General features: G+C 72.9%; 20 protein-coding genes. 14 read left to right on the top strand and 6 right to left on the bottom strand.

Annotated elements, in window-relative coordinates:
- Nucleotides 1–44 precede the first annotated feature (44 nt).
- The 13 genes from ACF1AG_RS26045 to ACF1AG_RS25985 all read left to right on the top strand — a co-directional run bounded on the left by ACF1AG_RS26045 (nt 45) and on the right by ACF1AG_RS25985 (nt 15,666).
- On the top strand, nt 45–734 hold the full coding sequence (locus tag ACF1AG_RS26045) for a GntR family transcriptional regulator (RefSeq protein ID WP_359604010.1): 690 nt from the start codon (nt 45–47) through the stop codon (nt 732–734).
- Nucleotides 731–1,684, top strand: a complete 954-nt coding sequence (locus ACF1AG_RS26040) for a dihydrodipicolinate synthase family protein (RefSeq protein ID WP_359604012.1) — start codon at nt 731–733, stop codon at nt 1,682–1,684. Before ACF1AG_RS26045 ends, ACF1AG_RS26040 begins: the two co-directional genes overlap by 4 nt.
- Complete coding sequence (gene araD, locus ACF1AG_RS26035; RefSeq protein WP_359604013.1) at nt 1,681–3,411, top strand: L-arabinonate dehydratase; 1,731 nt, start codon at nt 1,681–1,683, stop codon at nt 3,409–3,411. The genes ACF1AG_RS26040 and araD overlap by 4 nt, the downstream gene beginning before the upstream one ends.
- Nucleotides 3,412–3,563: 152 nt before the next feature.
- Entirely contained in the window at nt 3,564–4,496 is a 933-nt protein-coding gene (locus tag ACF1AG_RS26030) for a sugar ABC transporter permease (protein ID WP_359604015.1), read from the top strand.
- Nucleotides 4,493–5,389, top strand: coding sequence for a carbohydrate ABC transporter permease (locus tag ACF1AG_RS26025; RefSeq protein WP_359604017.1), 897 nt, complete (start codon nt 4,493–4,495; stop codon nt 5,387–5,389). The genes ACF1AG_RS26030 and ACF1AG_RS26025 overlap by 4 nt, the downstream gene beginning before the upstream one ends.
- The gene (locus tag ACF1AG_RS26020) at nt 5,386–6,570 is read left to right on the top strand and encodes a Gfo/Idh/MocA family protein (protein ID WP_387794790.1); all 1,185 of its coding nucleotides are present in this window, start codon (nt 5,386–5,388) and stop codon (nt 6,568–6,570) included. The genes ACF1AG_RS26025 and ACF1AG_RS26020 overlap by 4 nt, the downstream gene beginning before the upstream one ends.
- Nucleotides 6,567–7,412, top strand: coding sequence for a PmoA family protein (locus ACF1AG_RS26015; RefSeq protein ID WP_359604021.1), 846 nt, complete (start codon nt 6,567–6,569; stop codon nt 7,410–7,412). The genes ACF1AG_RS26020 and ACF1AG_RS26015 overlap by 4 nt, the downstream gene beginning before the upstream one ends.
- Nucleotides 7,409–8,995 carry a family 43 glycosylhydrolase gene (locus ACF1AG_RS26010; protein ID WP_387794791.1) on the top strand — a complete coding sequence of 529 codons (1,587 nt, stop codon included), beginning with the start codon at nt 7,409–7,411 and terminating at the stop codon, nt 8,993–8,995. The genes ACF1AG_RS26015 and ACF1AG_RS26010 overlap by 4 nt, the downstream gene beginning before the upstream one ends.
- Nucleotides 8,992–10,353 (top strand): sugar ABC transporter substrate-binding protein, encoded by a 1,362-nt coding sequence (locus ACF1AG_RS26005; RefSeq protein ID WP_359604025.1) that lies wholly within the window; start codon nt 8,992–8,994, stop codon nt 10,351–10,353. Before ACF1AG_RS26010 ends, ACF1AG_RS26005 begins: the two co-directional genes overlap by 4 nt.
- 170 nt (nt 10,354–10,523) lie before the next feature.
- The gene (locus ACF1AG_RS26000) at nt 10,524–11,807 is read left to right on the top strand and encodes a polysaccharide lyase family 1 protein (protein WP_391810485.1); all 1,284 of its coding nucleotides are present in this window, start codon (nt 10,524–10,526) and stop codon (nt 11,805–11,807) included.
- A gap of 89 nt (nt 11,808–11,896) precedes the next feature.
- Nucleotides 11,897–13,006: a pectinesterase family protein gene (locus ACF1AG_RS25995; protein WP_359604029.1), complete on the top strand. Its 1,110-nt coding sequence runs from the start codon at nt 11,897–11,899 to the stop codon at nt 13,004–13,006.
- On the top strand, nt 13,003–14,073 hold the full coding sequence (locus ACF1AG_RS25990; RefSeq protein ID WP_359604031.1) for a dienelactone hydrolase family protein: 1,071 nt from the start codon (nt 13,003–13,005) through the stop codon (nt 14,071–14,073). Before ACF1AG_RS25995 ends, ACF1AG_RS25990 begins: the two co-directional genes overlap by 4 nt.
- Before the next feature lie 144 nt (nt 14,074–14,217).
- Complete coding sequence (locus tag ACF1AG_RS25985; protein WP_387794793.1) at nt 14,218–15,666, top strand: NCS2 family permease; 1,449 nt, start codon at nt 14,218–14,220, stop codon at nt 15,664–15,666.
- A gap of 71 nt (nt 15,667–15,737) precedes the next feature.
- Here ACF1AG_RS25985 and ACF1AG_RS25980 read toward each other — a convergent pair whose 3' ends face one another.
- The 6 genes from ACF1AG_RS25980 to ACF1AG_RS25955 form a co-directional block, all read right to left on the bottom strand.
- Nucleotides 15,738–17,195, bottom strand: a complete 1,458-nt coding sequence (locus tag ACF1AG_RS25980) for a penicillin-binding transpeptidase domain-containing protein (RefSeq protein ID WP_359603903.1) — start codon at nt 17,193–17,195, stop codon at nt 15,738–15,740.
- 96 nt (nt 17,196–17,291) lie between these two features.
- Nucleotides 17,292–17,954 (bottom strand): response regulator, encoded by a 663-nt coding sequence (locus ACF1AG_RS25975; RefSeq protein WP_387794794.1) that lies wholly within the window; start codon nt 17,952–17,954, stop codon nt 17,292–17,294.
- 12 nt (nt 17,955–17,966) lie between these two features.
- The gene (locus tag ACF1AG_RS25970; protein ID WP_387794795.1) at nt 17,967–19,229 is read right to left on the bottom strand and encodes a sensor histidine kinase; all 1,263 of its coding nucleotides are present in this window, start codon (nt 19,227–19,229) and stop codon (nt 17,967–17,969) included.
- Complete coding sequence (locus ACF1AG_RS25965; protein WP_387794796.1) at nt 19,226–20,206, bottom strand: hypothetical protein; 981 nt, start codon at nt 20,204–20,206, stop codon at nt 19,226–19,228. Before ACF1AG_RS25965 ends, ACF1AG_RS25970 begins: the two co-directional genes overlap by 4 nt.
- Before the next feature lie 81 nt (nt 20,207–20,287).
- Nucleotides 20,288–20,761 carry a GNAT family N-acetyltransferase gene (locus ACF1AG_RS25960; protein WP_359603911.1) on the bottom strand — a complete coding sequence of 158 codons (474 nt, stop codon included), beginning with the start codon at nt 20,759–20,761 and terminating at the stop codon, nt 20,288–20,290.
- A 3-nt stretch (nt 20,762–20,764) separates the two neighbouring features.
- Nucleotides 20,765–21,538, bottom strand: coding sequence for an IclR family transcriptional regulator (locus ACF1AG_RS25955; protein ID WP_004989734.1), 774 nt, complete (start codon nt 21,536–21,538; stop codon nt 20,765–20,767).
- Nucleotides 21,539–21,680: 142 nt separating this feature from the next.
- Here ACF1AG_RS25955 and ACF1AG_RS25950 point away from each other — a divergent pair, with 142 nt between their 5' ends.
- Entirely contained in the window at nt 21,681–23,210 is a 1,530-nt protein-coding gene (locus ACF1AG_RS25950) for an aldehyde dehydrogenase (NADP(+)) (RefSeq protein ID WP_359748005.1), read from the top strand.
- Nucleotides 23,211–23,212 lie beyond the last annotated feature (2 nt).

Genomic DNA, 23,212 nt, shown 5'->3' with positions numbered 1-23,212 from the left:
GCGAGATCCGATACGCGATCCGACGCGAGATCCGAGAGGCGCGCATGACCTCTGTGCCCACGCCGATCCCCTCCCGCACGCAGTACGTGCTGGAGGAGATCAAACGCCGCATCCTCACCGGCCGGCTCACCCCCGGCCAGGCCTTGGTCGAGACCGACCTCGCCGCACAGTTCGGGGTGTCCAAGACCCCGGTGCGGGAGGCGCTCAAGACCCTGGCCGGCACCGGACTGGTGGTGATGAGCCAGTACAAGGGCGTCACGGTGCGCATGGTCGACGCGGACATGGCGCGCGAGGTGTACGACGTTCGGCTGCTGCTCGAGCCGGAGGCACTGAAGCGCGCCGTGCGCCGCGGCGCCTCCCTGGACGACGCCCGCGAGGCGCTGACCCGCGCCGACGGGGCCACCGACACCGCCGAACGCTCCCTCGCCAACCGCGAGTTCCACCGCGCCCTCTACCTGCCCTGCGGCAACCCGCTGCTCGGCCGGATGCTCGACGAGGTCCGTGACCAGGCCGCCCTGGTCTCCGCGGTCGCCTGGGCCGCAGACCCCTCCTGGGAGCGGGAGGCCGGCGAGCACCGCGTGATCCTCGACCTGGCGCTCGCCGGGGACGCGGACGGCGCCGCCCGCGCCCTGCACGCGCACATCGCGTCCTTCGTGCGACGCGCCTTCCCCGAGGCGGGGTTCGAGGCGGAGTTCACGGCGCCGGAGGGATCCAGGAAGGACGGTCAGGCATGACGACGACGTCCACAGCCCGGACGCGCGCACCCGGGGCCGCCGGGACCCCGTCGTCCGAGGCGCGGCGTGCGGCCCTGGCCGGCGTGGTGGCGATCCCCGTCACCCCGTTCGCCGAGGACGGCTCGGTCGACCCGGACACCTACCGGGCGCTGCTGCGCCGCCTCCTCGACGGCGGCATCACCACCCTCACCCCCAACGGCAACACCGGCGAGTTCTACGCCCTCACCCCCTCCGAGCGCCGCCTCGTCACCGAACTGACCGTCGAGGAGGCCGGCGACCGCGCCGCGGTCCTCGTCGGCGTCGGCCACGACGTGCCCACCGCGGTCGCCTCCGCGCGGCACGCCCGCGACCTCGGTGCGCAGATGGTGATGGTGCACCAGCCGGTCCACCCGTACGTCTCGCAGAGCGGCTGGGTCGACTACCACCGGGCCATCGCCGAGGCCGTGCCCGAGCTGGGCGTCGTCCCCTACCTCCGCAACGCGCAGCTCGCCGGCGCCCGGCTCGCCGAACTCGCCGACGCCTGCCCGAACGTGATCGGCGTGAAGTACGCGGTGCCGGACGCGGCCCGGTTCGCCGCGTTCGCCCGGGACGCGGGACTGGAACGCTTCGTGTGGGTGGCGGGGCTCGCCGAGCCGTACGCCCCCTCCTACTTCTCCGCCGGGGCGACCGGTTTCACCTCGGGCCTGGTCAACGTCGCCCCGTCGGTGTCGCTGACCATGCTGGAGGCGCTGCGCTCCGGCGACTACGCGACCGCCATGAAGGTGTGGGAGCAGATCCGCCGCTTCGAGGAACTGCGCGCCGCCAACGGCTCCGCCGACAACGTCACCGTGGTCAAGGAGGCCCTCGCCTCCCTCGGGCTGTGCCGCCGGGAGGTCCGCCCGCCCAGCAGGCCGCTGCCCGAGAGCGAGCGCGCCGAGGTCGCCGCCATAGCCGCGGGGTGGTCCGTATGAATCCCCGCAAGTCCCCCGAAGAGCTCCGCAGTCACCAGTGGTACGGCACCGACGGACTGCGCTCCTTCAGTCACCGGGCCCGCACCCGCCAGCTCGGCTACCTGCCCGAGGAGCACCTGGGCAAGCCGGTCGTGGCGATCCTCAACACCTGGTCCGACATCAATCCCTGCCACGTCCACCTGCGCGACCGCGCGCAGGCCGTGAAGCGGGGCGTGTGGCAGGCGGGCGGCTTCCCGCTGGAGTTCCCGGTATCCACCCTCAGCGAGACCTTCCAGAAGCCGACGCCCATGCTCTACCGCAACCTCCTGGCCATGGAGACGGAGGAGCTGCTGCGCTCGTACCCGGTCGACGGGGCCGTGCTGATGGGCGGTTGCGACAAGTCGACGCCCGCCCTGCTGATGGGCGCCGCGAGCGCCGGTCTGCCCGCCGTGTTCGTGCCCGCCGGGCCGATGCTGCCCGGGCACTGGCGCGGCGAGACCCTCGGCTCCGGCACCGACATGTGGAAGTACTGGGACGACAAGCGGGCAGGTGTCATCGGCGACTGCGAGATGCAGGAACTGGAGAGCGGCCTGGCCCGCTCGCCCGGCCACTGCATGACCATGGGCACCGCGTCCACGCTGACCGCCGCCGCCGAGGCGCTCGGCGTCACCGTGCCGGGCGCGTCGAGCATCCCGGCCGTCGACTCCGGGCACGACCGGATGGCCGCGAAGGCCGGCATGACGATCGTCGACCTGATCCAGAAGGACCGCCGGATCGGCGACATCCTCACCGCCGACGCGTTCGAGGACGCCGTGACGACCGTCCTCGGCCTCGGCGGCTCCACCAACGCGGTGATCCATCTGATCGCCATGGCCGGACGGGCGGGAGTGAAGCTCACCCTCGACGACTTCGACCGCATCGCCCGTACCGTCCCGGTGCTCGCCAACGTGCGGCCGGGCGGCCGGACGTACCTGATGGAGGACTTCCACTTCGCCGGCGGGCTGCCCGGGTTCCTCTCCCGGATCCCGGACCTGCTCCACCTGGACCGGCCCACCGCCTGCCACGACACCCTGCGCGAGCAACTCGCCGGCGCGCGCGTGCACGACGACGACGTCATCCGGCCCCGCGACAACCCGGTCGCGGCCGAGGGCGGGGTGGCCGTGCTGCGCGGCAACCTCTGCCCGGACGGCGCCGTCGTCAAGCACATCGCCGCCGAGCCGCACCTGCTGAAGCACACCGGTCCCGCCGTCGTCTTCGACGACTACAAGGAGATGCAGCGGACCATCGACGACCCGGCGCTGGGCATCACCGCCGACAGCGTGCTGGTGCTGCGCAACGCGGGCCCCAAGGGCGGCCCGGGCATGCCCGAGTACGGGATGCTGCCGCTGCCCGGCCACCTGCTCAAGCAGGGCGTGCGGGACATGGTGCGGATCTCCGACGCCCGCATGAGCGGGACGAGTTACGGCGCCTGCGTGCTGCACGTCGCCCCCGAGTCGTACGTCGGCGGGCCGCTCGCGCTGGTGCGCACCGGCGACCCGATCACCCTCGACGTCGAGAACCGCACCCTCACCCTCGACGTGGACGACGAGGAGCTGCGCCGCCGCCGCGCGGAGTGGACACCGCCGCCCGCGCGTTACGAGCGCGGCTACGGCGCGCTCTACAACGACCAGATCACCCAGGCCGACACCGGCTGCGACTTCGAGTTCCTCGCCCGGCCGGGCACGGTCCAGGACCCGTACGCGGGCTGACCCGCCCACCCGGGCGGACCCGGCCTCCGCACATCCATGCAGAAAGCGCTTCCTATCCGTTGCGCGCACCCCGGCACCACCCAGGCACCGCGCACCCCGGCACCGCCCAGGCACCCCGCACAGCACGACGTACCGAGAAACGGAGAACAGTCATGGCCCAAGCCGCAGCCGTGGCGAAACCGCCCGCGCCACCGAGGCGGCGCCGTGCCTCCGCCACGCCCCGCCGACTGCCCTACCTGCTGATCGCGCCGGCCGCCCTGCTCATGCTGGGGTTCATCGCGTACCCGGTCCTCAGCGTCTTCTACTACAGCCTGCGGGACTACAACCCCACCAAGCCCTGGCGGAACGGCTTCGCGGGACTCGACAACTTCACCCGCATCTTCACCGAGGACCCCCTCTTCCGGGACACCCTCGTCTTCAGCGCCAAGTGGGTCTTCGTCGAGGTCGGCCTGCAGCTGATGTTCGGACTCGCCCTCGCCCTCATCGTCAACCAGACCTTCGCCGGCCGGGCGCTGGGCCGCGCGCTGGTCTTCTCCCCGTGGGCCGTCTCCGGCGTGCTCACCTCCGCGATCTGGGTGCTGCTCTACAACTCCCAGACGGGCATCACCCGTTACCTCGCGGACATGGGCATCGGCGAGTACGGCGTGAGCTGGCTGTCGGACACCTCCACGGTGTTCCCCGCCGCGGTCGTCGCCGACCTGTGGCGCGGGGTTCCCTTCTTCGCGATCCTCATCCTCGCCGACCTCCAGTCCGTCTCCAAGGACCTGTACGAGGCCGCCGAGGTGGACGGCGCCAGCCGCTTCAAGCAGTTCTGGCACATCACGCTGCCCCACCTGAAGGACGCCATCATCCTCTCCACGCTGCTGCGTGCCGTGTGGGAGTTCAACAACGTCGACCTGCTCTACACGCTGACCGGCGGCGGACCCGCCGGTTCGACCACCACGCTGCCGCTGTACATCGCCAACACCTCCGTCGACGCCCATGACTTCGGCTACGCGTCGGCCCTCACCACGGTGGCGTTCGTGATCCTGCTCTTCTGCTCGATGGTCTACCTGCGGCTGAGCAAGTTCGGAGGCGAGAAGTGATCACCAAGGAGGCCACTCCGGCCGCCCCCTCCCTCGCGCCGGCCGTCCCCGAGCCGCCCCGGCCCACGACGCGGCGCCGGGCCTGGGACGAGGCGCCCCGCTGGCAGATCTACCTGCCGCTCGGCATCTACCTCGTCTTCACCCTCATCCCCTTCTACTGGATCCTGCTGTTCGCGCTGCGCCCGGCCGGCTCCACCTCGCTCGTGCCCTGGCCGATGACCACCGCCCACTTCGAGAAGGTGTGGACGGACCGCGGCTTCGGCACCTTCTTCCAGAACAGCGTCCTCGTCGGCGTCGCCACCCTGTTCATGACCACCCTGGTGGCCCTGGCCGGCGGCTACGCGCTCGCCCGCTTCGACTTCCGGATCAAGCGCGGGTTCATGCTGGCGCTGCTCTGCTCGCAGTTCGTGCCCGGCGCGCTGCTGCTGGTCCCGCTGTTCGAGATCTTCGCCGAGCTGCGGATGATCAACTCCCTGGGCAGCGTCATCATCGCCGAGACGGTGTTCCAGCTGCCGCTGTCGATGATCCTGCTCAGCAACTTCATCAAGAACGTGCCGTACTCGCTGGAGGAGGCCGCCTGGGTCGACGGCTGCGACCGGTTCCGGGCGTTCCGGGTGGTCGTCCTGCCGCTGCTGCGGCCCGGCCTGATCGCCGTCGGCTCCTTCGCCTTCGTCCACTCCTGGAACCACTTCCTGTTCGCCCTGATGTTCCTCAACAACCAGGAGAAGCAGACGATCCCGGTCGGCCTCAACACGCTGATGAGCGCGGACAGCGTCGACCTCGGCGCGCTCGCCGCGGGCGGCATCATCGCGGCCGTCCCCGTGGTGATCGTGTTCGCCTTCATCCAGAAGTGGCTGATCACCGGCTTCAGCGCGGGGGCGGTGAAGGGATGACCGCCTCGCCCGCCGCCCTCGGCGCCCCGCTCCCGGTCGTCCTGGCCGGCGCGCGCGGACACGGCCGGTGGCACGTGGAGAACATCCGCCGCCTCCAGGCGAAGGGCCTGGTCCGCCTCGTGGGCGTCTGCGAGCTCACCCCGCTCACCGAGGACGAGTTCGGCGGCGAACTCCCGGAACAGTCCGACGACTTCGGGGCGCTCCTCGACTCCACCGGCGCCCGTGCCGCGGTGATCTGCACCCCCATCCCCACCCACACCGCGCTCGCGCTCACCGCCGCCGAACGGGGCGCGCACCTGCTTCTGGAGAAGCCCCCGGCGCCCTCGTACGCCGAGTTCCGGCGGATGGCGGACGGGGTCGCCGCGGCCGGGGTGTCCTGCCAGATCGGCTTCCAGTCGCTCGGCTCGCACGCCGTGCCCGCGATCCGCGACCTGATCGCCGAGGGCGCCGTAGGCCGGGTGACCGGTGTCGGCGGGGCCGGCGCCTGGGTGCGCCCCGAGGCGTACTTCCGCCGCGCGCCCTGGTCGGGCCGCCGGCGCCTCGACGGGGTCGACGTCGTCGACGGGGCGCTCACCAACCCCCTCGCACACGCCGTGGCCACCGCCCTGGCGCTCGCCGGGAGCACCCGCGCCGAGGACGTCGCCGGCATCGAGACCGAGCTGCTGCGGGCCAACGCCATCGAGTCCGACGACACCTCCTGCGTCCGCGTCACCACCGCCCAGGGCGGCTCGGTCACCGTCGCCGCCACGCTGTGCGCGGAACGGGCGGACGAGCCGTACGTGGTGGTGCACGGCACCAGCGGCCGGATCACCTTCTGGTACAAGCAGGACCGCGTCCTGCTCCAGCGCGCGGACCACGGCCCCGAGGAACTCCGCTTCGGCCGCACCGACCTGCTGGAGAACCTCGTCGCCCACCTCCGTGCCGGCAGCCCGCTGCTGGTCACGCCCGACGACACCGGCGCCTTCATGCAGGTCGTCGAGGCGATCCGCACCGCCCCCGACCCGTATCCGCTGCCCGACGACGCCTGGCGCCGCGTCCCCGGCGAGGACCGCCGGGTGGTGCCCGGCGTGGACGCCCTGGTGGCGGCTGCCGCGGAGCGCCTGTCCCTCTACTCCGAGCTGGGCGCCCCCTGGGCCCGGCCCGCCCACCACCACCTGCCGAAAGAGGTGAGCACCCGATGACCGGCAACGACTCCGTGGTGCTGCGCGTCGCAGGCCGGCCCGTCGGCCGGTACGTCACCCGGCCGGAACTGCCGGCCCGGCTCTCCCCGCGGCCCTACCTGCACCCCGTCACCACCCTGGCCGGCACGGCGGTCACCGAGCTGAGCCCCGCCGACCACGCACACCACCTCGGCGTCGGTGTCGCCGTTCCCGACGTCGAGGGGTTCAACTTCTGGGGCGGACGCACCTACGTCCACGGCCGCGGCCCCACCGAGCTGGACAACCACGGCGCCCAACGGCACACCGCCTACCACCGGCGCGAGGCCGACGGCTTCACCGAGGAGCTGCGCTGGATGGCCGCTCCCGGCCAGCTGCTGCGCGAGCAGCGCACGGTCACCGCGACCGCTCTCACCGACGGCGCCTGGGCCCTCGACCTCACGTTCGCGCTCACCAACGTGTCGGGCCGCCCGCTGTCCGTCGGCAGCCCCGCCACCAACGGCCGTCCCGGCGCCGCCTACGGGGGCTTCTTCTGGCGGGCCCGCAAGGAGGACACGGCGCCCGGCGTGTTCACCGCGGCGGCCGACGGCACGGACGCGGCGCACGGGCGGACCGCCGACTGGGTCGCCCTGGCCGGCTCGACGTGGACCCTCGTCTTCGCCGCGGCCACGGAGGCGACCCGCCGCGACCCCTGGTTCGTGCGCGCCGAGGAGTACCCGGGCGTCGGCTCCTCCCTCGCGCACGACGCGCGGCTGCCCGTCCCGCCCGGGGAGACGGTGGAGCGCCGGGTCGTCACCGTCGTCGCCGACGGCCTGCTCGGCCGCGAGGAGGCCGCCGCCCTGGTCACGAAGGCGGTGACCGCGTGAGCGCCGCCCCCGACGACCCCGTCTACCGCAACCCCGTCCTCGACGCCGACTGGTCCGACCCCGACGTGATCCGCGTCGGCGACGACTTCTACCTCACCGCGTCCAGCTTCGGCCGCGTCCCCGGACTGCCCCTGCTGCACTCCCGGGACCTCGTCAACTGGACCCTCGTCGGCCACGCCCTGCAACGCCTCGAACCCGAGAGCGCGTTCGCGGTGCCCCGGCACGACTGCGGGGTGTGGGCGCCGTCCCTGCGCCACCACGACGGCCGCTTCTGGATCTTCTGGGGCGATCCCGACCAGGGGATCTTCCAGGTCAACGCGCCCGGGATCCGCGGCCCGTGGACCCGCCCGCACCTCGTCAAGGCCGGCAAGGGGCTGATCGACCCCTGCCCGCTGTGGGACGAGGAGAGCGGTGAGGCGTACCTCGTGCACGCGTGGGCCAGGTCCCGCTCCGGCGTCAAGAACCGCCTCACCGGGCACCGGATGCACCCGCACGGCACCGAACTCCTCGACGAGGGCGAGGTGATCGTCGACGGCGACCGCCTCCCCGGCTGGTTCACCCTCGAAGGGCCCAAGCTCTACAGGCACGACGGCTGGTTCTGGATCCTCGCCCCCGCCGGGGGAGTGGAGACCGGCTGGCAGGGCGCCTTCCGCTCCCGCGCCTTCTTCGGCCCGTACGAGGAGAAGGTGGTCCTGGAGCAGAAGGACACCGACGTCAACGGCCCGCACCAGGGCGCCTGGGTGCGCACCCCGTCCGGTGAGGACTGGTTCCTGCACTTCCAGCAGCGCGGCCCCTACGGCCGGGTCGTCCACCTCCAGCCGATGCGGTGGGGCGGTGAGGGAGGCTGGCCGGTGATCGGTGACGAAGGCGCGCCCGTTCCCGGGCACCGCCGTCCGGACCTTCCGCCGCAGAAGCCCGCCGCGCCCGCCACCGACGACGACTTCCCCGGCGGACGGCCCGGCCGCCAGTGGCAGTGGACCGCCAACCCCCGTGACGGCTGGGCCACCCACCACTCGGCCGACGGGCTGCGGCTCACCTGCGTCCGCACCCCCGACGCGCACGACCTGCGCGCCCTGCCCAACGTCCTCACCCAGCGGCTGCCCGGCGCCCCGTGCACCGTCGAGGTGGACCTGCGGCTCGACGACGGCGAACCCGGGGCGCGGGCCGGGCTCGCCGTCCTCGGTGACGCCTACAGCTGGATCGGACTCGAGCGCGGCACGGACGGCGCCGTGCGGCTCGTGCACCGGTTCGCCGAGACGGCCGCGGAGGCGGAAAGGGACGCGGCACCCCCGCGCCCCGCCCCGGGCGGCCGGGCCCGGCTGCGCGTCGACATCGGCGTCGGCGCGCGCTGCCGCTTCTTGTACGACACAGGAGACACAGAAGACACCGGAGAAGACACCGGAGATGGCGTCGGGGAGGGCGGCTTCCGCCCCTCCGGTCAGGTCTTCGCCGCGACTCCCTGGCGCTGGGTCGGTGCTCTGCTCGGCCTGGCCGCCCTGGCGCCCGCCGGTCAGGGACACGCCGGTACCGCCACGTTCACGCAGTTCAGGATCCGTATCCAGGAGAAGAGAGCCGACCGATGAAGATCAGCATTCTCGGAAGAAGCACGGGCAGAGGGCGTCGCGGCAGGACGTCGGCGGCCGTCGCCCTGGGAGCGGTCCTCGCGCTGACCGCCACCGCCTGCGGGGACGACGGCAGCGGCGGCGCGGGCGCCGAGGGCGACGGCAAGGGGAAGATCGTCTTCTGGGACAACAACGGCGGTGTCCGCACCGACATCTGGAAGGAGATCATCGCCGACTTCGAGAAGGCCAACCCGGACATCGACGTCCAGTACGTCGGCATCGCCTCCACCGAGTACCAGTCCAAGGTGGACACCGCCATCCAGGGCGGCGGCATGCCGGACGTGGGCGGTATCAGCGCCTCGATGCTCGCGGGCTTCGCCGCCCAGGGCGCGCTCGAGCCGCTGGACGAGCGGCTGGAGGGCTCGTCGCTGAACGGCAAGCTCAACAAGGACATGATCGAGTCGCTGCGCGCGGCCGGAGGCGGGGACGACCAGCTGTACTCCGTGCCGACCTCCGCCAACAACGGCGTCCTGTACTACCGCACCGACATGTTCGAGAAGGCGGGGCTGGAGGAGCCGACCACCTGGGACCGGTTCTTCACGGCCGCGGAGAAGCTGACCGACAAGGGCAGCAACCGCTTCGGCTACACCATCCGCGGCGGCGCCGGCTCCATAGCGCAGGCCCTCGACGCGATGTACGGGCAGTCCGGCATCACCTCGTTCTGGGACTCCACCGGCAAGAGGACCACGGTCAACGACCCGAAGAACGTCAAGGCGCTGGAGAAGTACGCGGCCCTGTTCAAGAAGGTCACCCCCGCCGCCGACCTCAACAACGACTTCACCAAGATGGTCGCCCAGTGGGACTCCGGCGAGATCGGGATGCTCAACCACAACCTGGGCTCCTACCAGGACCATGTGAAGGCGCTGGGCGCGGAGAGGTTCCGGGGCATCCCGCAGCCGGTCGGCCCCGGCGGCAAGCGGGTGCAGGTCTCCAACCCGGTCGACGGCATCGGCCTGTTCAAGAGCTCGAAGAACAAGGACGCCGCCTGGAAGTTCATCGAGTTCGCCGCGTCGGCGGAGTCGAACTCGAAGTTCAACGAGTCGGCGGGACAGGTGCCGGCGCACGCGGACGCGGCGAAGGACGCGTGGATCGCGAAGGCGGAGCCGACGAAGCTGGCGGCCGACGCGCTGAGTGACGGGTCCACGACCATCGTGCAGCTGCCGTACTACCTGCCGGACTGGAACACCGTCTCGAAGGCGGACAACGAGCCGAACTTCCAGAAGGTGCTGCTGGGGGACATGAGCGCGAAGGCCTTCCTGGACGGGCTCGCCGGGCAGCTGAACGAGGCTCAGGCCGAGTGGGACGAGCAGATGGGGTGACTGCGGCCTCGGGGGCGGTCCGTTGCACTTCGGCTGCGGGCCGCCCCCGGTCGGGCGCGCAGTTCCCCGCGCCCCTGGCGGGGCGCTTCCCCGTAACACCCCCGGACCACGAACAGGAGAGCCGCACCATCAACGTTCTTGGATGGCATGGGCATGCCAGAAAAGTCGGTGTGCTGGCCGGCTGCACCGGCCTCGTGCTGGCCCTGACCGGCACCGCCGCCCAGGCCCACACCCCCGCGCACCGCGACCCCGCCCGCCAGACGTTGCCCGCGGGCGACGGCTGGGCGTCCCACGGCTCGGGCACCAGCGGAGGCGCCGCCGCCGACGCCGCGCACGTCCGTACCGTGACCGACTGGGCCCAGTTCACCGCCGCCCTCACGGAGGGCGGGGACGCCCCGCGGATCATCAAGGTGAAGGGCACCATCGACGCCGTCGCCGACGGCTGCGACGCGCTCGCCGTCCCCGGCTACGACTTCGACGCCTACCTGGAGAAGTACGCCCCCGAGACCTGGGGACTGGAGCGGGACCTCACCGACGAGCCCGACGACAGCCCCGAGGGACTGCGCCGCGCCTCCGCCGCGCACCAGGACGCGGTGATCAAGGTGAACGTCCCCTCCGACACCACGATCATCGGCGTGGGACGCGACGCCGCGATCAAGGGCGCCAGCCTTCAGATCAAGGACGTCGACAACGTCATCGTCCGCAACCTCACCCTGGAGAGCCCCGTCGACTGCTTCCCGCAGTGGGACCCCACCGACGGCGACCGCGGAAACTGGAACAGCGAGTACGACACCGTCGTCGTGCACGGCTCCACCCACGTGTGGCTGGACCACAACACGTTCACCGACGGCGCGCACCCCGACAGCGCGGCCCCCACCCACTTCGGCATGCTCTACCAGCAGCACGACGGGGAGCTGGACATCGTCAAGGGCGCCAACCACGTCACCGCCTCCTGGAACGTCTTCACCGAGCACGACAAGACGATCCTCATCGGCAACAGCGACAGCGAGTCGACCGCAGTGGGCGACCGGGGCAAGCTGAAGGCGACCTTCCATCACAACCTGTTCGAGGACCTCACCGAGCGCACCCCACGCGTCCGGTTCGGGCAGGTCGACGTCTACAACAACCACTTCGTGGCCGGCTCCGGGTACGGCTACAGCTTCGGCGTCGGCAAGGAGTCCCAACTCGTCGCCGAGCACAACGCGTTCACCCTGCCCCAGGGGACCAGCCCGGCGAAGGTCCTCAAGCGCTGGAACGACTCGCCCCTCACCGCCCGGCACAACCTGGTCAACGGCAGGCCGGTCGACCTGATCGCCGTGCACAACGCGGAGATCCCGGAGGAGACCCTGCGCTCCGGCGCCGGCTGGACGCCCACCCTGCGCAGGTCCGTGCACCCCGCCTGGGCCGTGCCCGCCCTGGTCGCCCTCGGCGCGGGTGCGGGCCGCCTCCGCTGACCCGCGCGCCGTCCGAGGCCGCTGGTGCGGTCCGCCCCCACTGCGGACCGCACCGGCCCACCCCCCGAGTCCCCTCAAGGAGCACCCGCATGCCCTCGCACCTGACCCGGAGGAACGTCCTGCTGGCCGGCGCCGCGGCCGGCTCCGCCCTCGCCCTGTCCGCCGCACCCGCCCACGCCCACCGCCGTCCGGGCCGTCCCTTCGGCCGGCACGGCTCGCCGTCCGCGCGGCTCACCCCCACCACCCTGTACGTCCACCCGCGCGGCGCGGGCGACTTCACCGGCCTCCAGGCCGCCGTCGACGCCGCCACCGGCACCGGACGCACCCTCGTCATCGCCCCCGGCGTCTACCGCGAGACCGTCTCCGTCCCCGCCGACCGCACCGGCATGACCTGGACCGGCGCCTCCGACGACCCGCGTGACGTGGTCGTCGTGTACGACAACGCGGCCGGCACGCCCAAGCCCGGCGGCGGCACCTACGGCACCTCGGGCTCGGCCACCACCACCCTGCGCCCCGACGGCTTCACCGCCCGCCGTGTCACCTTCGCCAACGACTGGCTGCGCGCCGACCACCCCGGCGTCAGCGGTACCCAGGCCGTCGCCGTCAAGGTCATGGGCGACCGCAGCGCCTTCTTCGACTGCCGGTTCCTCGGCCACCAGGACACCCTCTACGCCGACTCGGCGTCCCTGGACACCGTGGCCCGCCAGTACTTCGCGCGCTGTCACGCCGAGGGCGACGTCGACTTCGTCTTCGGCCGGGCCACGGCGGTGTTCGAGGACTGCGACTTCCGCACCCTCGTCCGCCCCGACCTGGCGTCCGCCCCGTTCGGCTTCGTCTTCGCGCCCTCCACCGCCGTGACCAACCCGCACGGCTTCCTGGTGACCGGCAGCCGCATCAGCAGCGAGGCGCCGGACGGCTCCTACAAGCTGGCCCGCCCCTGGGTGCCCAGCTCCGACCCGACCGCCCGGCCCATGCTCACCGTCCGCGACAGCCGCCTCGGCCCCGGCATCGACGCCGTCGCGCCCTACACGGACATGGCGAGCGGGTATCCCTGGCAGGACCAGCGGTTCGCCGAGTACCGCAACACCGGTCCCGGCGCGGTGATCACCGTCCCCGCCAACCGGCCCCAGCTCACCCCCGCCCAGGCCGCCACGCACACCCGCCGGGCCTGGCTCGGAGACTGGCGGCCCCAGGCATGACCTCCCTGCCCGGACCGCCCGGCCTGCTCGACGCGCTCAAGGGCGACCTGACGTTCCCGCTCGCCTGGGGGACCTCGCCCGTCCGGGACCCCGCGCGCTGGCGCCGGACGGCCCGGGCCGCGGTGGAGGACGCGCTGCTCGTCCCCGCCGAACCCGCCCTGCCCTACGACCCCTCCTACCTCACCGGCCCCGAAGCAGACGCGTACACGCGGGAGTCGGTGACCGTCACGCTCACCCGCCGCACCCGGGCCCGCGGCGTCCTGCTCACCCCGCACGGCGCCGGACCCTTCCCCGCCGTGCTGCTGCTTCACGACCACGGCTCACGCTTCGACATAGGCAAGGAGAAGTGCGTCCGCCCCTGGTACGACGAGACCCGGCTCGCCTCCGCCGAGGAGTGGGCCGCGCGTCACCTCGACGGGCGTTTCCCCGGCGACGAACTAGCCCGCCGCGGGTACGTCGTGCTGTGCTTCGACGCCCTCGGCTGGGGCGAACGCGGCCCGCTCGTGTACGAGGAGCAGCAGGCACTCGCGAGCGCCCTCTACCAGCTGGGCTCCTCACTCGCCGGACTGCACGCCCGCGAGGACCAGCGCGCCGCCGCCTTCCTCGCCGGCCTCGACCGGGTGGACGCCCGCCGGGTCGCCGCCGCCGGCTGGTCCATGGGCGGCTACCGCGCCTGGCAGGCCGCCGCGTCGAGCGACCACGTCACCGCCGCCGCGAGCGTCTGCTGGATGTCCGGGCTGAAGCAGCTGCTGGTGCCGGGCAACAACACCCTGCGCGGCCAGTCGGCGTTCCACATGCTGCACCCCGGACTCGCCCGCCACCTCGACCTTCCCGACGTGGCGGGCATCGCCGCGCCCAAGCCGATGCTGTTCCTCCAGGGCGGACGCGACCCCCACTTCCCCGCCGACGGCGTGCGGGCCGCGTTCGACAGGCTGCGCACGGTCTGGCGGGCCTGGGACGCCGAGGAGCGGCTGCGGCTGAGGGTCCGGCCCGAACGCGGGCACACCTTCGACTCCCCGATGCAGGACGAGACGTACGCCTGGCTGGACTCCGTGCTCCGGGCCTGACAGCCCGTGCGAGGGGCCGGACGGTGTCCGGCCCGCCGGTATGCCAATCCGTCACACGAAGAACACCGGAACGACGTGCGGCACGGGCACAATCCAGCCAGCGTTCAACAGATCATCATCTCCCGCTCATCGAGGAGCAGTTGCATGTCCGAGGCATACAAGACGGCCGAACGGCAGGGCACCGGGCCGTCCGGAGCGACAGGCGTCGACCGGTTCTTCCGGATCACCGAACGGGGCTCGACGTTCGGCCGGGAGATACGCGGCGGCTTCGCCACCTTCTTCACGATGGCCTACATCCTCGTGCTCAACCCGCTCATCCTGGGCGGCGCGAAGGACAAGTTCGGTGAGCAGCTCGACCCGGTGCAGCTCACCACCGCCACCGCCCTGGTGGCCGCCGTGATGACGATCATCATGGGTGTCGGCGGAAACCTCCCGCTCGCCCTGGCCGCCGGACTGGGCCTCAACGCGGTCGTCGCCTTCCAGCTAGCCCCGCTGATGAGCTGGGACGACGCGATGGGCCTGATCGTGCTGGAGGGCCTGCTCATCTGCGTCCTGGTGGTGACCGGGCTGCGCGAGGCCGTCATGCACGCCATCCCGCAGCAGCTCAAGCAGGCCATCAGCGTCGGCATCGGCCTGTTCATCGCCCTGATCGGCTTCGTCGACGCCGGCTTCGTCACGCGCATCCCGGACGCCGCGAACACCACCGTGCCGGTCCAGCTCGGCAGCACCGGCACCCTCGCCGGCTGGCCGATGCTGGTGTTCTGCGTCGGCGTTCTCCTCACCGTCGGCCTGCTCGCCCGCAAGGTGCGCGGCGCGATCCTCGTCAGCATCGTCACCATGACCGTCGTCGCCCTGGTCGTCAACGCGGTCGCCGACGTCGAGACGTGGGGCCTCACCACGCCCGAGTGGCCCGACAAGATCGTGGACGCCCCCGACTTCGGGCTCCTCGGCCAGTTCAGCCTGTTCGGCGCGTTCGGCCAGGTCGGCGTGGTCACCGTCGTGCTGCTGGTGTTCACCCTGATCCTGTCCGACTTCTTCGACACCATGGGCACCGTCGTCGGGGTCAGCGCCGAGGCCGGCCTGCTGGACGAGGACGGCAAGGTGCCCGGCCTCGGCAAGGTGCTGCTGATCGACGGAGCCGCGGCCGTCGCGGGCGGCGCCGCCTCCGCCTCCTCGGCGACCTCCTACATCGAGTCGGCGGCCGGCGTCGGCGAGGGCGCCCGCACCGGGTTCGCCAACCTGGTCACCGGCTCGCTGTTCGGGCTCGCGCTGTTCCTCACCCCGCTGCTCACCATCGTCCCGCTCCAGGCCGCCGCCCCCGCCCTGGTCGCCGTCGGCTTCCTGATGATGACGCAGGTCAAGCACATCGAGTGGGACCGCTACGACATCGCCATCCCGGCGTTCCTCACCATCGTCGTGATGCCGTTCACCTACTCCATCACCAACGGCATCGGCGCCGGCTTCCTCGCCTACGTCCTCATCAAGACGGTGCTGGGCCGCGCCAAGGAGGTCCACTGGCTGCTGTGGGGCACCTCCGCGCTGTTCCTGGTGTACTTCGCGATCGACCCGATCGAGCAGCTGCTCGGCGTCTGACCGTCGCACACCACGGCGGGGCCGCCCCCTTGAGCCCCGGGGGCGGCCCCGCACGCGTGTGCACCGCGAGGTCAGTCCCGGAGCGCGGCCCTCATCGTCTCCCGCGCGATCGGGGCGGCCAGCCCGTTGCCGCTGACCTCCGAGCGCTGCGCGTCCGACTGTTCCACCAGCACCGCCACGGCGACCTTCTTGCCGTTCGAGTCGGACTCGGCGTACGAGGTGAACCAGGCGTACGGCGTCTTGCTGTTGTTCTCGCCGTGCTGGGCCGTGCCGGTCTTGCCGCCCACGGTGGCGCCGGACAGCTGCGCGTTGGTGCCCGTGCCCTCGTCCACCACCGTCTGCATCGCCGACCGCAGCTGCTCGGCGGTCGAGGAGCTGACGATCCGCCGCGTCGAGGCGTCCTCGTCGTGGTCCTCCAGCACGTCGCCGCCGCTGTCGGTCACCCGGGACACCATGTGCGGCGACACCAGCTCGCCGTCGTTCGCGAGGGCCGCCGACACCATCGCGATCTGCAGCGGAGTCGCCGTCACGTCGAACTGCCCGATACCGCTCAGCGCCGTCTGGGGCCGGTCCATGTCCGAGGGGTACACACTGGTGTAGGCGCGCACCGGGACGTCCTGCTTCTCGTCGTTGAAGCCGAACTTCTCCGCCATGTCCCGCACCTTGTCCTGCCCGAGGTCGACGGCCATCTTGCCGAAGACGTTGTTGCAGGAGTACTGGAGCGCCACCCGGATCGACGCGTCCTCGCAGGGCGCGGACGGGTTCTCGTTGGTGAGGTTCTTCGACGAGTCCGGAAGCGGGTAGGGATCGGGGCTGTCGGTCCGCTCGTCCACCGAGGAGTACAGCCCGTCCTCCAGCGCGGCGGCCGCCACCACCAGCTTGAACGTCGAGCCGGGCGGCAGCGGCTGGCGCAGTGCCCGGTTGGTCAGCGGCTTGTCCGGGTCGTCGTTCAGCCGCTTCCATGCCTCGCCGGCGGTGTTGGCGTCGGTCAGCGAGGCCGGGTCGTACGACGGGGTCGACACGGCGGCGAGGATCCGGCCGGTCTCCGGGTCGACGGCGACCGCGGCGCCCTTCTTGTCGCCGAGCGCCTTGTAGGCCGCCTTCTGCACGGCCGGGTCGACGGTCGTCACCACGTTCCCCGGGGCGGCCCGTCCGTCGGTGACCGTGTCCGTCACCGTCTTGAGACGGGGGTCGGTGCCGTTGAGGACATCCGCGTAGATGCCCTCGAGCTGGGTCGGCGCGTAGGCCTGTGAGGCGTAGCCGGTCACCGCCGCGTACAGCGGACCGTCCGTGTAGGTGCGCTTGTACGCGAGGTCGCTCCCCTTCGTCCGCGCCGAGCCGGTGATGTGCTCACCGCCCACGACGATGTTCCCCAGCGGCTCCGCGTACGTCTCGATCGCGTTGCGCCGGTTGTCGTTGTCGTCCGCCAGTGCCCGGCCCTCGTAGAACTGCACCCAGGTCGCCCGCACCAGCAGGGCGAACACCAGGAGCAGGGTGAAGACGGAGGCACGCCTGATCGTCCTGTTCATCGCGTGGGGACAGACGAGCGGGAGAGGGCGGGACGTTCCCGCCCGGCCGGATTCTCATCGGCTGTTCATACAGCCGCCCCTGCGGCGTGACCCCGCTCACCCGCCGCCCAGGAAGCCCGCCTCGTAGGCGGCGACCACGGCCTGCGTACGGTCCCGGGCGCCCGTCTTGGCCAGCACCGACGCCACGTGCGTCTTCACGGTCGCGGCACCCACGCCCAGCCGCCCGGCGATCTCCGCGTTGGTCAGCCCGCCCGCCATGTGCCGCAGCACCTCCCGCTCGCGCCCGGTCAGCCGCCCCACCCACGCGGGCGGCGCGGGGCGGGCCCGTGCGTGCTCGGCGGCCAGGGCCCGCACCGCCTCCGGGAACAGCAGCGTGTCGCTGCGCGCCACCAGCCGCACCGCCCCGACCAGCGCGTCGGCCTCCGCCCGCTTCAGCAGGAACCCCGCGGCGCCCGCCCGCAGGGCGTCGTACACGTACGCGTCGTTCTCGAAGGTGGTGACGACGACGATCCGGGGAGGTCCGCCCGGGCCTGCGAGGATCCGCTCGGTGGCGCGGATGCCGTCGGTCTCCGGCATCCGCACGTCCATCAGCACCACGTCCGGTCCCAGCTCCCGCACCACCGCCACCGCCTCCGCCCCCGTGGCGGCCTCGCCGACCACCTCGATGTCCGGCTCGGCGGACAGGATGGCCCGCAGGGCGGTGCGGACCATGCGCTCGTCGTCGGCGACGACGACACGGACCGGGGCGGGGACGGTCATGAGGGTTCCTCGTCAGGGGCAGGCGGACGGGGGGACGGGCAGCAGTACGCGCAGACGCCAGACCCCGTCCACCGGGCCCGCCCGCGCCGTGCCGCCCAGCAGCCGGGACCGGGCCCGGATGCCGTCCAGCCCGTGTCCGCCGCCGTCGCGGGTGGGGGCGGGAGCCACGAGAGGGTTGTCGACGACGATCTCCAGACACCCGTCGCGCAGGTCGACGTGCACGGTCACCGTGACCCCGGCGCCGGCGTGCCGCAGCGCGTTGGTCAGACCCTCCTGCACGATGCGGTACGCCTCGCGGGACAGCACCGGCGGGACGTCTTCCAGCGGCGCGTCCACCGTCGCCGCCACCGGCTGCCCGGCGGCCCGGGTGCGGCGCAGCAGTCCGTCCAGGTCGGCGGCGAGCGTGGGGGCCGGGGCCGTGCCGGAGGCGTCGCCGTCGCGCAGCACGCCCAGCACCGTGTCGAGTTCGCCGACCGTGCGCCGGGTGGTCTCCTCGATCGCTGCCAGCGCCTCACGCACGAACTCCGGGTCGCTGCCCAGGACCCGGCGGGCGGCGCTCGCCTGCAGGGTCACCGCGCTCAGCGCGTGCCCCACCGAGTCGTGCAGTTCGCGCGCCAGCCGGTTGCGCAGGGCGAGGTCGGCGGCCCGTGTCTCGGCCGCGGCGAGCCGCTCGTCGGGGGCCGGACCCAGGAGCGCGGGCGCCCAGCGGGCGAGCAGCGCGCCCGCCCCCGCCGCGCAGGCCGCGAGCGCCAGCAGCGCCGCCACGCCCGCGACCGGGGCGAGCGCCGGGGCCCACGCGTGGTCGAGGATCTCCGGCAGCCCCAGCCGGGAATCCCGCCAGGCCGGGACGAACGGCAGGACGATCAGCACGGCCGCGAACGGCGGCAGCGCCAGCGACATCCCGGCGACGACCGCGCCGAACGTCAGGTGCAGCGCGAACCACAGCGCCGTACGGGCCTTGGCGGCCCGGCCGCGGGCGGGCCCTTCGGCGAGCCGCTCCGCCGGTACCCCGCACAGCCAGCGCGCCGCCGCCCCCTCCAGCGGCCGGGTCAGAGGGAACAGCGAGGTGACGACGGCGAGGGGCAGCCCCACGACGAACGAGGCGAGCTGAAGCGTGAGGGAGGTGAAGACCCGGGCGTCCTCCGAACCGGCCACGGAGCCGACGACCACGGTGCCGACCAGGACGTACGGCATGGCGAGCGCGCCGCCCAGGACCAGATGGACCCAGCGCAGCCGGGCCTGCCGCCCGACCAGCGGCCGCAGCAGGGCCGTCATGCCGCCGGGAGCCGGGCGGGCCGCGCCGCGAGGAAGCGGACGCAGACGGCGGTGACGAGCAGCCCGACGGTCATCTGGCCAGCGTAGGTCAGCAGCGTCAGGGCCGTCGGGCGGTCGGCGGCATCTCCCGGCGCGAGCAGGGCGGCCGCCGTCATCCAGCCGCCCCAGCAGGCCACGGCGGCGGACCCGACGAGCGCGGCGGCCAACGGCACCCGCACCGAAGGCCCGGGAGCCCGCCGGCGGACGAGCGCCCACGCCCCGGCGACCGCGGCCAGCAGGAAGGCGACGTACAAGCCGTCCAGCACCCGGGCGTCGCCGCCCCGGTCCGCGACGGCGTCCGCGGTGAGCCCGACGGTGCCGCCGCAGGCCCACACCACCCGCAGCGTCAGCGGGAACAGGACCAGCACCGAGGCCGCGGCCACCAGGGCCCGCTGCCCGGCCCGCCCCGCGGCACCCGCGCGCCGGTCTCCGGTACGGCCGCGCCACAGGTGCCCCCAGCGGTCCCTGGCGTACAGGGCGAACAGGGCGCCCAGGGCGAGGCCCTGCACGATGAAACCGCCGTACACGACGGCGAACACCCAGCCGTCCAGGAAGGGTTCGCCGTCACCCCCGCCGCCGCCTCCGCCGAGGACGTCCAGCAGCAGCTGGAGGGGATAGCCGGCCATCACCGGCGCCAGCAGACCCGTCGCCACCCACATCGGCGCCGTGAGCAGCCAGGCGGGCACCGCGCGGCCCCACGGCCGGGTCAGCAGCAGCACCAGCATGATCACCGCGCCGTCCATCAGGATCGTCAGCGCGTTGGCGACGGCCAGGGCGACACGGTGGTCCAGCAGCGGGCTGCCGGCCGGGATGCCGAGCTGACTCCCGGCCACCCAGGCGGTCTTGAGACCGAGGTAGGGCAGGCAGGCCGCCACGGCGACGGCACGCAGCAGTCTGCGGGTGCGGGTGGGAACGGACGCGGTCGGTGTCTGCGGCATGCGTCCACGCTCCCGCGCGGACACCCGTCCTCACGTCCTGCGGGACGACGATCCGCCTCCGCCGCCCGGGGGAGGTCCGGCTCAGCCCTCCAGGGCCAGCACCAGCTCGTCCGTCTCCTCGCCCCTGCCCGGCGCGTACGCCCTCGCCTCCCCGGTGACCTGGAAGCCGCACGTGCGCAGCACCCGCAGCGAGCCCGCGTTGTCGGCGGCCACGCGCGCGTACAGCGGGCGCTCGGTCACCTCCGCGAGCAGGGCGCGCAACGCGGCCGTGGCGATGCCCTTGCCCCAGTAGGCGCGGTCGATCCAGTACGTCACCTCGCGCTCGCCCGCCTCACCGAAGACGGACACGGAGCCCACCACGTCGCCGTCCACGAGCACCGTGCGCGCCACGATCTCCGGGGAGCTGCGGATGTGCGCCCACTTCGCCTCGAAGCGGTCACGGTCGGCCGGGTCCTCGGGGGTGAAGGCGGCCATCCGCACCGACTCCGGGTCGTTCGTCTGCCGGAAGAAGACGGGCAGGTCGCTGTCGTGCACCGGGCGCAGGGCGATGTCCACGGGTCAGAGCCTCCGGGTGGCCAGGGTCAGCCGGTCGCGGGCGTCGAACAGGGCGTCCTTCACCATCTGTTCGTGGGCGGGGGTGAGCCGGGCCACCGGGACCGAGCAGCTGATGGCGTCCCGGGCGGGCGTGCGGTAGGGGATCGCCACGCCGAAGCAGCGCAGCCCCAGGGTGTTCTCCTCGCGGTCCACCGCGAAGCCCTGCTCCCGCACCTGGTGCAGCTCCTCGATGAGCTTCTCCCGGTCGGTGATGGTGTTCTCGGTGAGCGCGGGCAGCGTCTCGGGGAGCATCTTGCGGACCTGCTCGTCCGTGTAGGTGCTCAGCAGCGCCTTGCCCAGCGAGGTCGAGTGCGCGGGCAGCCGGCGCCCGACGCGGGTGAAGGGGCGCAGGTAGTGCTGGGACTGGCGGGTGGCCAGGTAGACGACGTTGGTGCCGTCGAGACGCGCCAGGTGGATCGTCTCGGTGGTGTCGTCGGAGAGCCGGTCCAGCGTGGGCCGGGCCGCCGCGACGACCTCGTCGCCGTCGATGTAGGAGGTGCCGACCAGCAGCGCCCGCACGCCGATCCCGTAGCGGGTGCCCGTCGCGTCCGTCTCCACCCAGCCGAGATCGACCAGCGTGCGCAGCAGCATGTACAGGCTGGACTTGGGGTACCCGACGGCCTCCTGGACCGCCGCCAGGGAGTGCATCCCGGGGCGTCCGGCGAAGTATTCGAGCAGTTCAACGGTCCGTACCGCGGACTTGACCTGCGCCCCGCCGCCAGTCTCGCCAGCCGACATCGCCCTTGACCCCTTCGTTCGCCGGGAAATAGTCTCCGAAGCACATTCACCCACAGAGACAGTGTTCAGTATATCGAACACCTGCTGGGGGTGACGTACATACTGCGGCATTGCATGCGGCATTCAAGTGGAGGGACCCGCGGTGGCAGCAGCACCAGTCTGGAGTGTCGACCCCCGAACCGGGAAGCAGCGTGAACAGGTTGCGGTGGAGGCCACAGCCCAGGAGGTGGACGCCGCCGTCCGGGCCGCCGACGAGGCGCGCGAGGCGCTGACCGACCGCACCGTCCGCGCCGCGTTCCTGCGCTCCGCCGCCGACGAACTGGAAGCCGCCCGCGACCGGCTCGTCGAGGCCGCCGACGCCGAGACCGCGCTCGGCCCGGTCCGCCTCACCGGCGAACTCGCCCGCACCTGCTACCAGCTGCGCGCCTTCGCCGGCATCGTGGAGGAGGGCGCCTTCCTCGACGTCGTCGTCGACCACCCCGACGACACCGCCACCCCGCCGATCCCGGACCTGCGCCGCTACAAGATCCCGCTGGGCGTCGTCGCCGTCTACTCGGCGTCCAACTTCCCGTTCGCCTTCTCCGTGGCCGGCGGCGACACCGCGAGCGCGCTCGCGGCCGGCTGCCCCGTCGTCGTCAAGGCGCACCCCGACCACCCCGCCCTGTCGGAGCTGGTCGCCAAGGTGATCCGCCGGGCCGCCGCCAAGCATCGGGTGCCCGACGGCGTACTCGGCCTGGTGCACGGCTTCGAGGCCGGGATCGAGCTGATCCGGCACCCGATGGTCGCGGCCGCCGGCTTCACCGGCTCGGTCCGCGGCGGCCGCGCCCTCTTCGACGAGGCCGCCGCCCGGCCCGTGCCCATCCCGTTCCACGGCGAACTCGGCTCGCTCAACCCGGTCCTGGTCACCGAGGCCGCCGCCGCCGAGCGCGGCGAGGCGATCGGCGCGGGGCTGGCCGGCTCGATGACGCTGGGCGTCGGCCAGTTCTGCGTGAAGCCGGGCCTGGTCCTCGCCCCGGCCTCCGCGGCCGGCGACGCCTTGCTGAAGTCGCTCACGGACGCGGTCAGCGACACCGACCCCGGTGTCCTCCTCGACCACCGCATGCGCGACAACTTCCTCGCGGGGGTCGCCGAGCGCGCCCAACTCCCCGACGTGGAGACCCCGGTGACCGCGGGGGCGGGCGGCGAGCACACGGTCAGCGCCGGCTTCCTCACCGTCCCGGCGGAGCGGCTGAGCCGCGAGGGCGCCTACGACCTGCTGCTGGAGGAGTGCTTCGGACCGGTCACCGTGGTGGCCCGCTACACGGACGAGGCGGAGGTGCGTGCGGTGCTGTCCCGGCTCCCCGGCAACCTCACCGCGACCGTGCACGTGTCCTCCGAGGAGGCGGCCGGACAGGGCCGCGGCGCCGAACTGCTGCGGGAGCTGACGCCGTTGGCGGGACGCGTCCTGGTGAACGGCTGGCCGACCGGCGTCGCCGTCGCCCCCGCCCAGCACCACGGCGGCCCCTACCCGGCGACCACCTCCACGTCCACCTCCGTGGGCGGCACGGCGATCGAGCGCTGGCTGCGGCCCGTCGTCTACCAGGGCGCCCCCGAGGCGCTGCTGCCGCCGGAGCTGAAGGACGACAACCCGCTCGGGCTGCCCCGCCGCTTCAACGGCCGCCTGGAGCGCTGACC

The sequence above is a fragment of the Streptomyces sp. NPDC014764 genome (genome assembly GCF_043082785.1).
GTDB classification, from domain to species: Bacteria; Actinomycetota; Actinomycetes; order Streptomycetales; family Streptomycetaceae; genus Streptomyces; species Streptomyces althioticus.
This window is presented reverse-complemented; position numbering and strand designations above follow the sequence as displayed.

What these genes read in the sequence shown, in the direction of transcription:
- ACF1AG_RS25965 (WP_387794796.1), bottom strand. Translation starts at nt 20,206, where the DNA reads ATGCCGCAGACACCGACCGCGTCCGTTCCCACCCGCACCCGCAGACTG.
- ACF1AG_RS25980 (WP_359603903.1), bottom strand. Translation starts at nt 17,195, where the DNA reads ATGAACAGGACGATCAGGCGTGCCTCCGTCTTCACCCTGCTCCTGGTG.
- ACF1AG_RS25985 (WP_387794793.1), top strand. Translation starts at nt 14,218, where the DNA reads ATGTCCGAGGCATACAAGACGGCCGAACGGCAGGGCACCGGGCCGTCC.
- ACF1AG_RS26020 (WP_387794790.1), top strand. Translation starts at nt 5,386, where the DNA reads ATGACCGCCTCGCCCGCCGCCCTCGGCGCCCCGCTCCCGGTCGTCCTG.
- ACF1AG_RS25995 (WP_359604029.1), top strand. Translation starts at nt 11,897, where the DNA reads ATGCCCTCGCACCTGACCCGGAGGAACGTCCTGCTGGCCGGCGCCGCG.
- ACF1AG_RS25990 (WP_359604031.1), top strand. Translation starts at nt 13,003, where the DNA reads ATGACCTCCCTGCCCGGACCGCCCGGCCTGCTCGACGCGCTCAAGGGC.
- ACF1AG_RS26030 (WP_359604015.1), top strand. Translation starts at nt 3,564, where the DNA reads ATGGCCCAAGCCGCAGCCGTGGCGAAACCGCCCGCGCCACCGAGGCGG.
- ACF1AG_RS26015 (WP_359604021.1), top strand. Translation starts at nt 6,567, where the DNA reads ATGACCGGCAACGACTCCGTGGTGCTGCGCGTCGCAGGCCGGCCCGTC.
- ACF1AG_RS26040 (WP_359604012.1), top strand. Translation starts at nt 731, where the DNA reads ATGACGACGACGTCCACAGCCCGGACGCGCGCACCCGGGGCCGCCGGG.
- ACF1AG_RS25955 (WP_004989734.1), bottom strand. Translation starts at nt 21,538, where the DNA reads ATGTCGGCTGGCGAGACTGGCGGCGGGGCGCAGGTCAAGTCCGCGGTA.
- ACF1AG_RS26045 (WP_359604010.1), top strand. Translation starts at nt 45, where the DNA reads ATGACCTCTGTGCCCACGCCGATCCCCTCCCGCACGCAGTACGTGCTG.
- ACF1AG_RS26005 (WP_359604025.1), top strand. Translation starts at nt 8,992, where the DNA reads ATGAAGATCAGCATTCTCGGAAGAAGCACGGGCAGAGGGCGTCGCGGC.
- ACF1AG_RS25975 (WP_387794794.1), bottom strand. Translation starts at nt 17,954, where the DNA reads ATGACCGTCCCCGCCCCGGTCCGTGTCGTCGTCGCCGACGACGAGCGC.
- ACF1AG_RS25970 (WP_387794795.1), bottom strand. Translation starts at nt 19,229, where the DNA reads ATGACGGCCCTGCTGCGGCCGCTGGTCGGGCGGCAGGCCCGGCTGCGC.
- araD (WP_359604013.1), top strand. Translation starts at nt 1,681, where the DNA reads ATGAATCCCCGCAAGTCCCCCGAAGAGCTCCGCAGTCACCAGTGGTAC.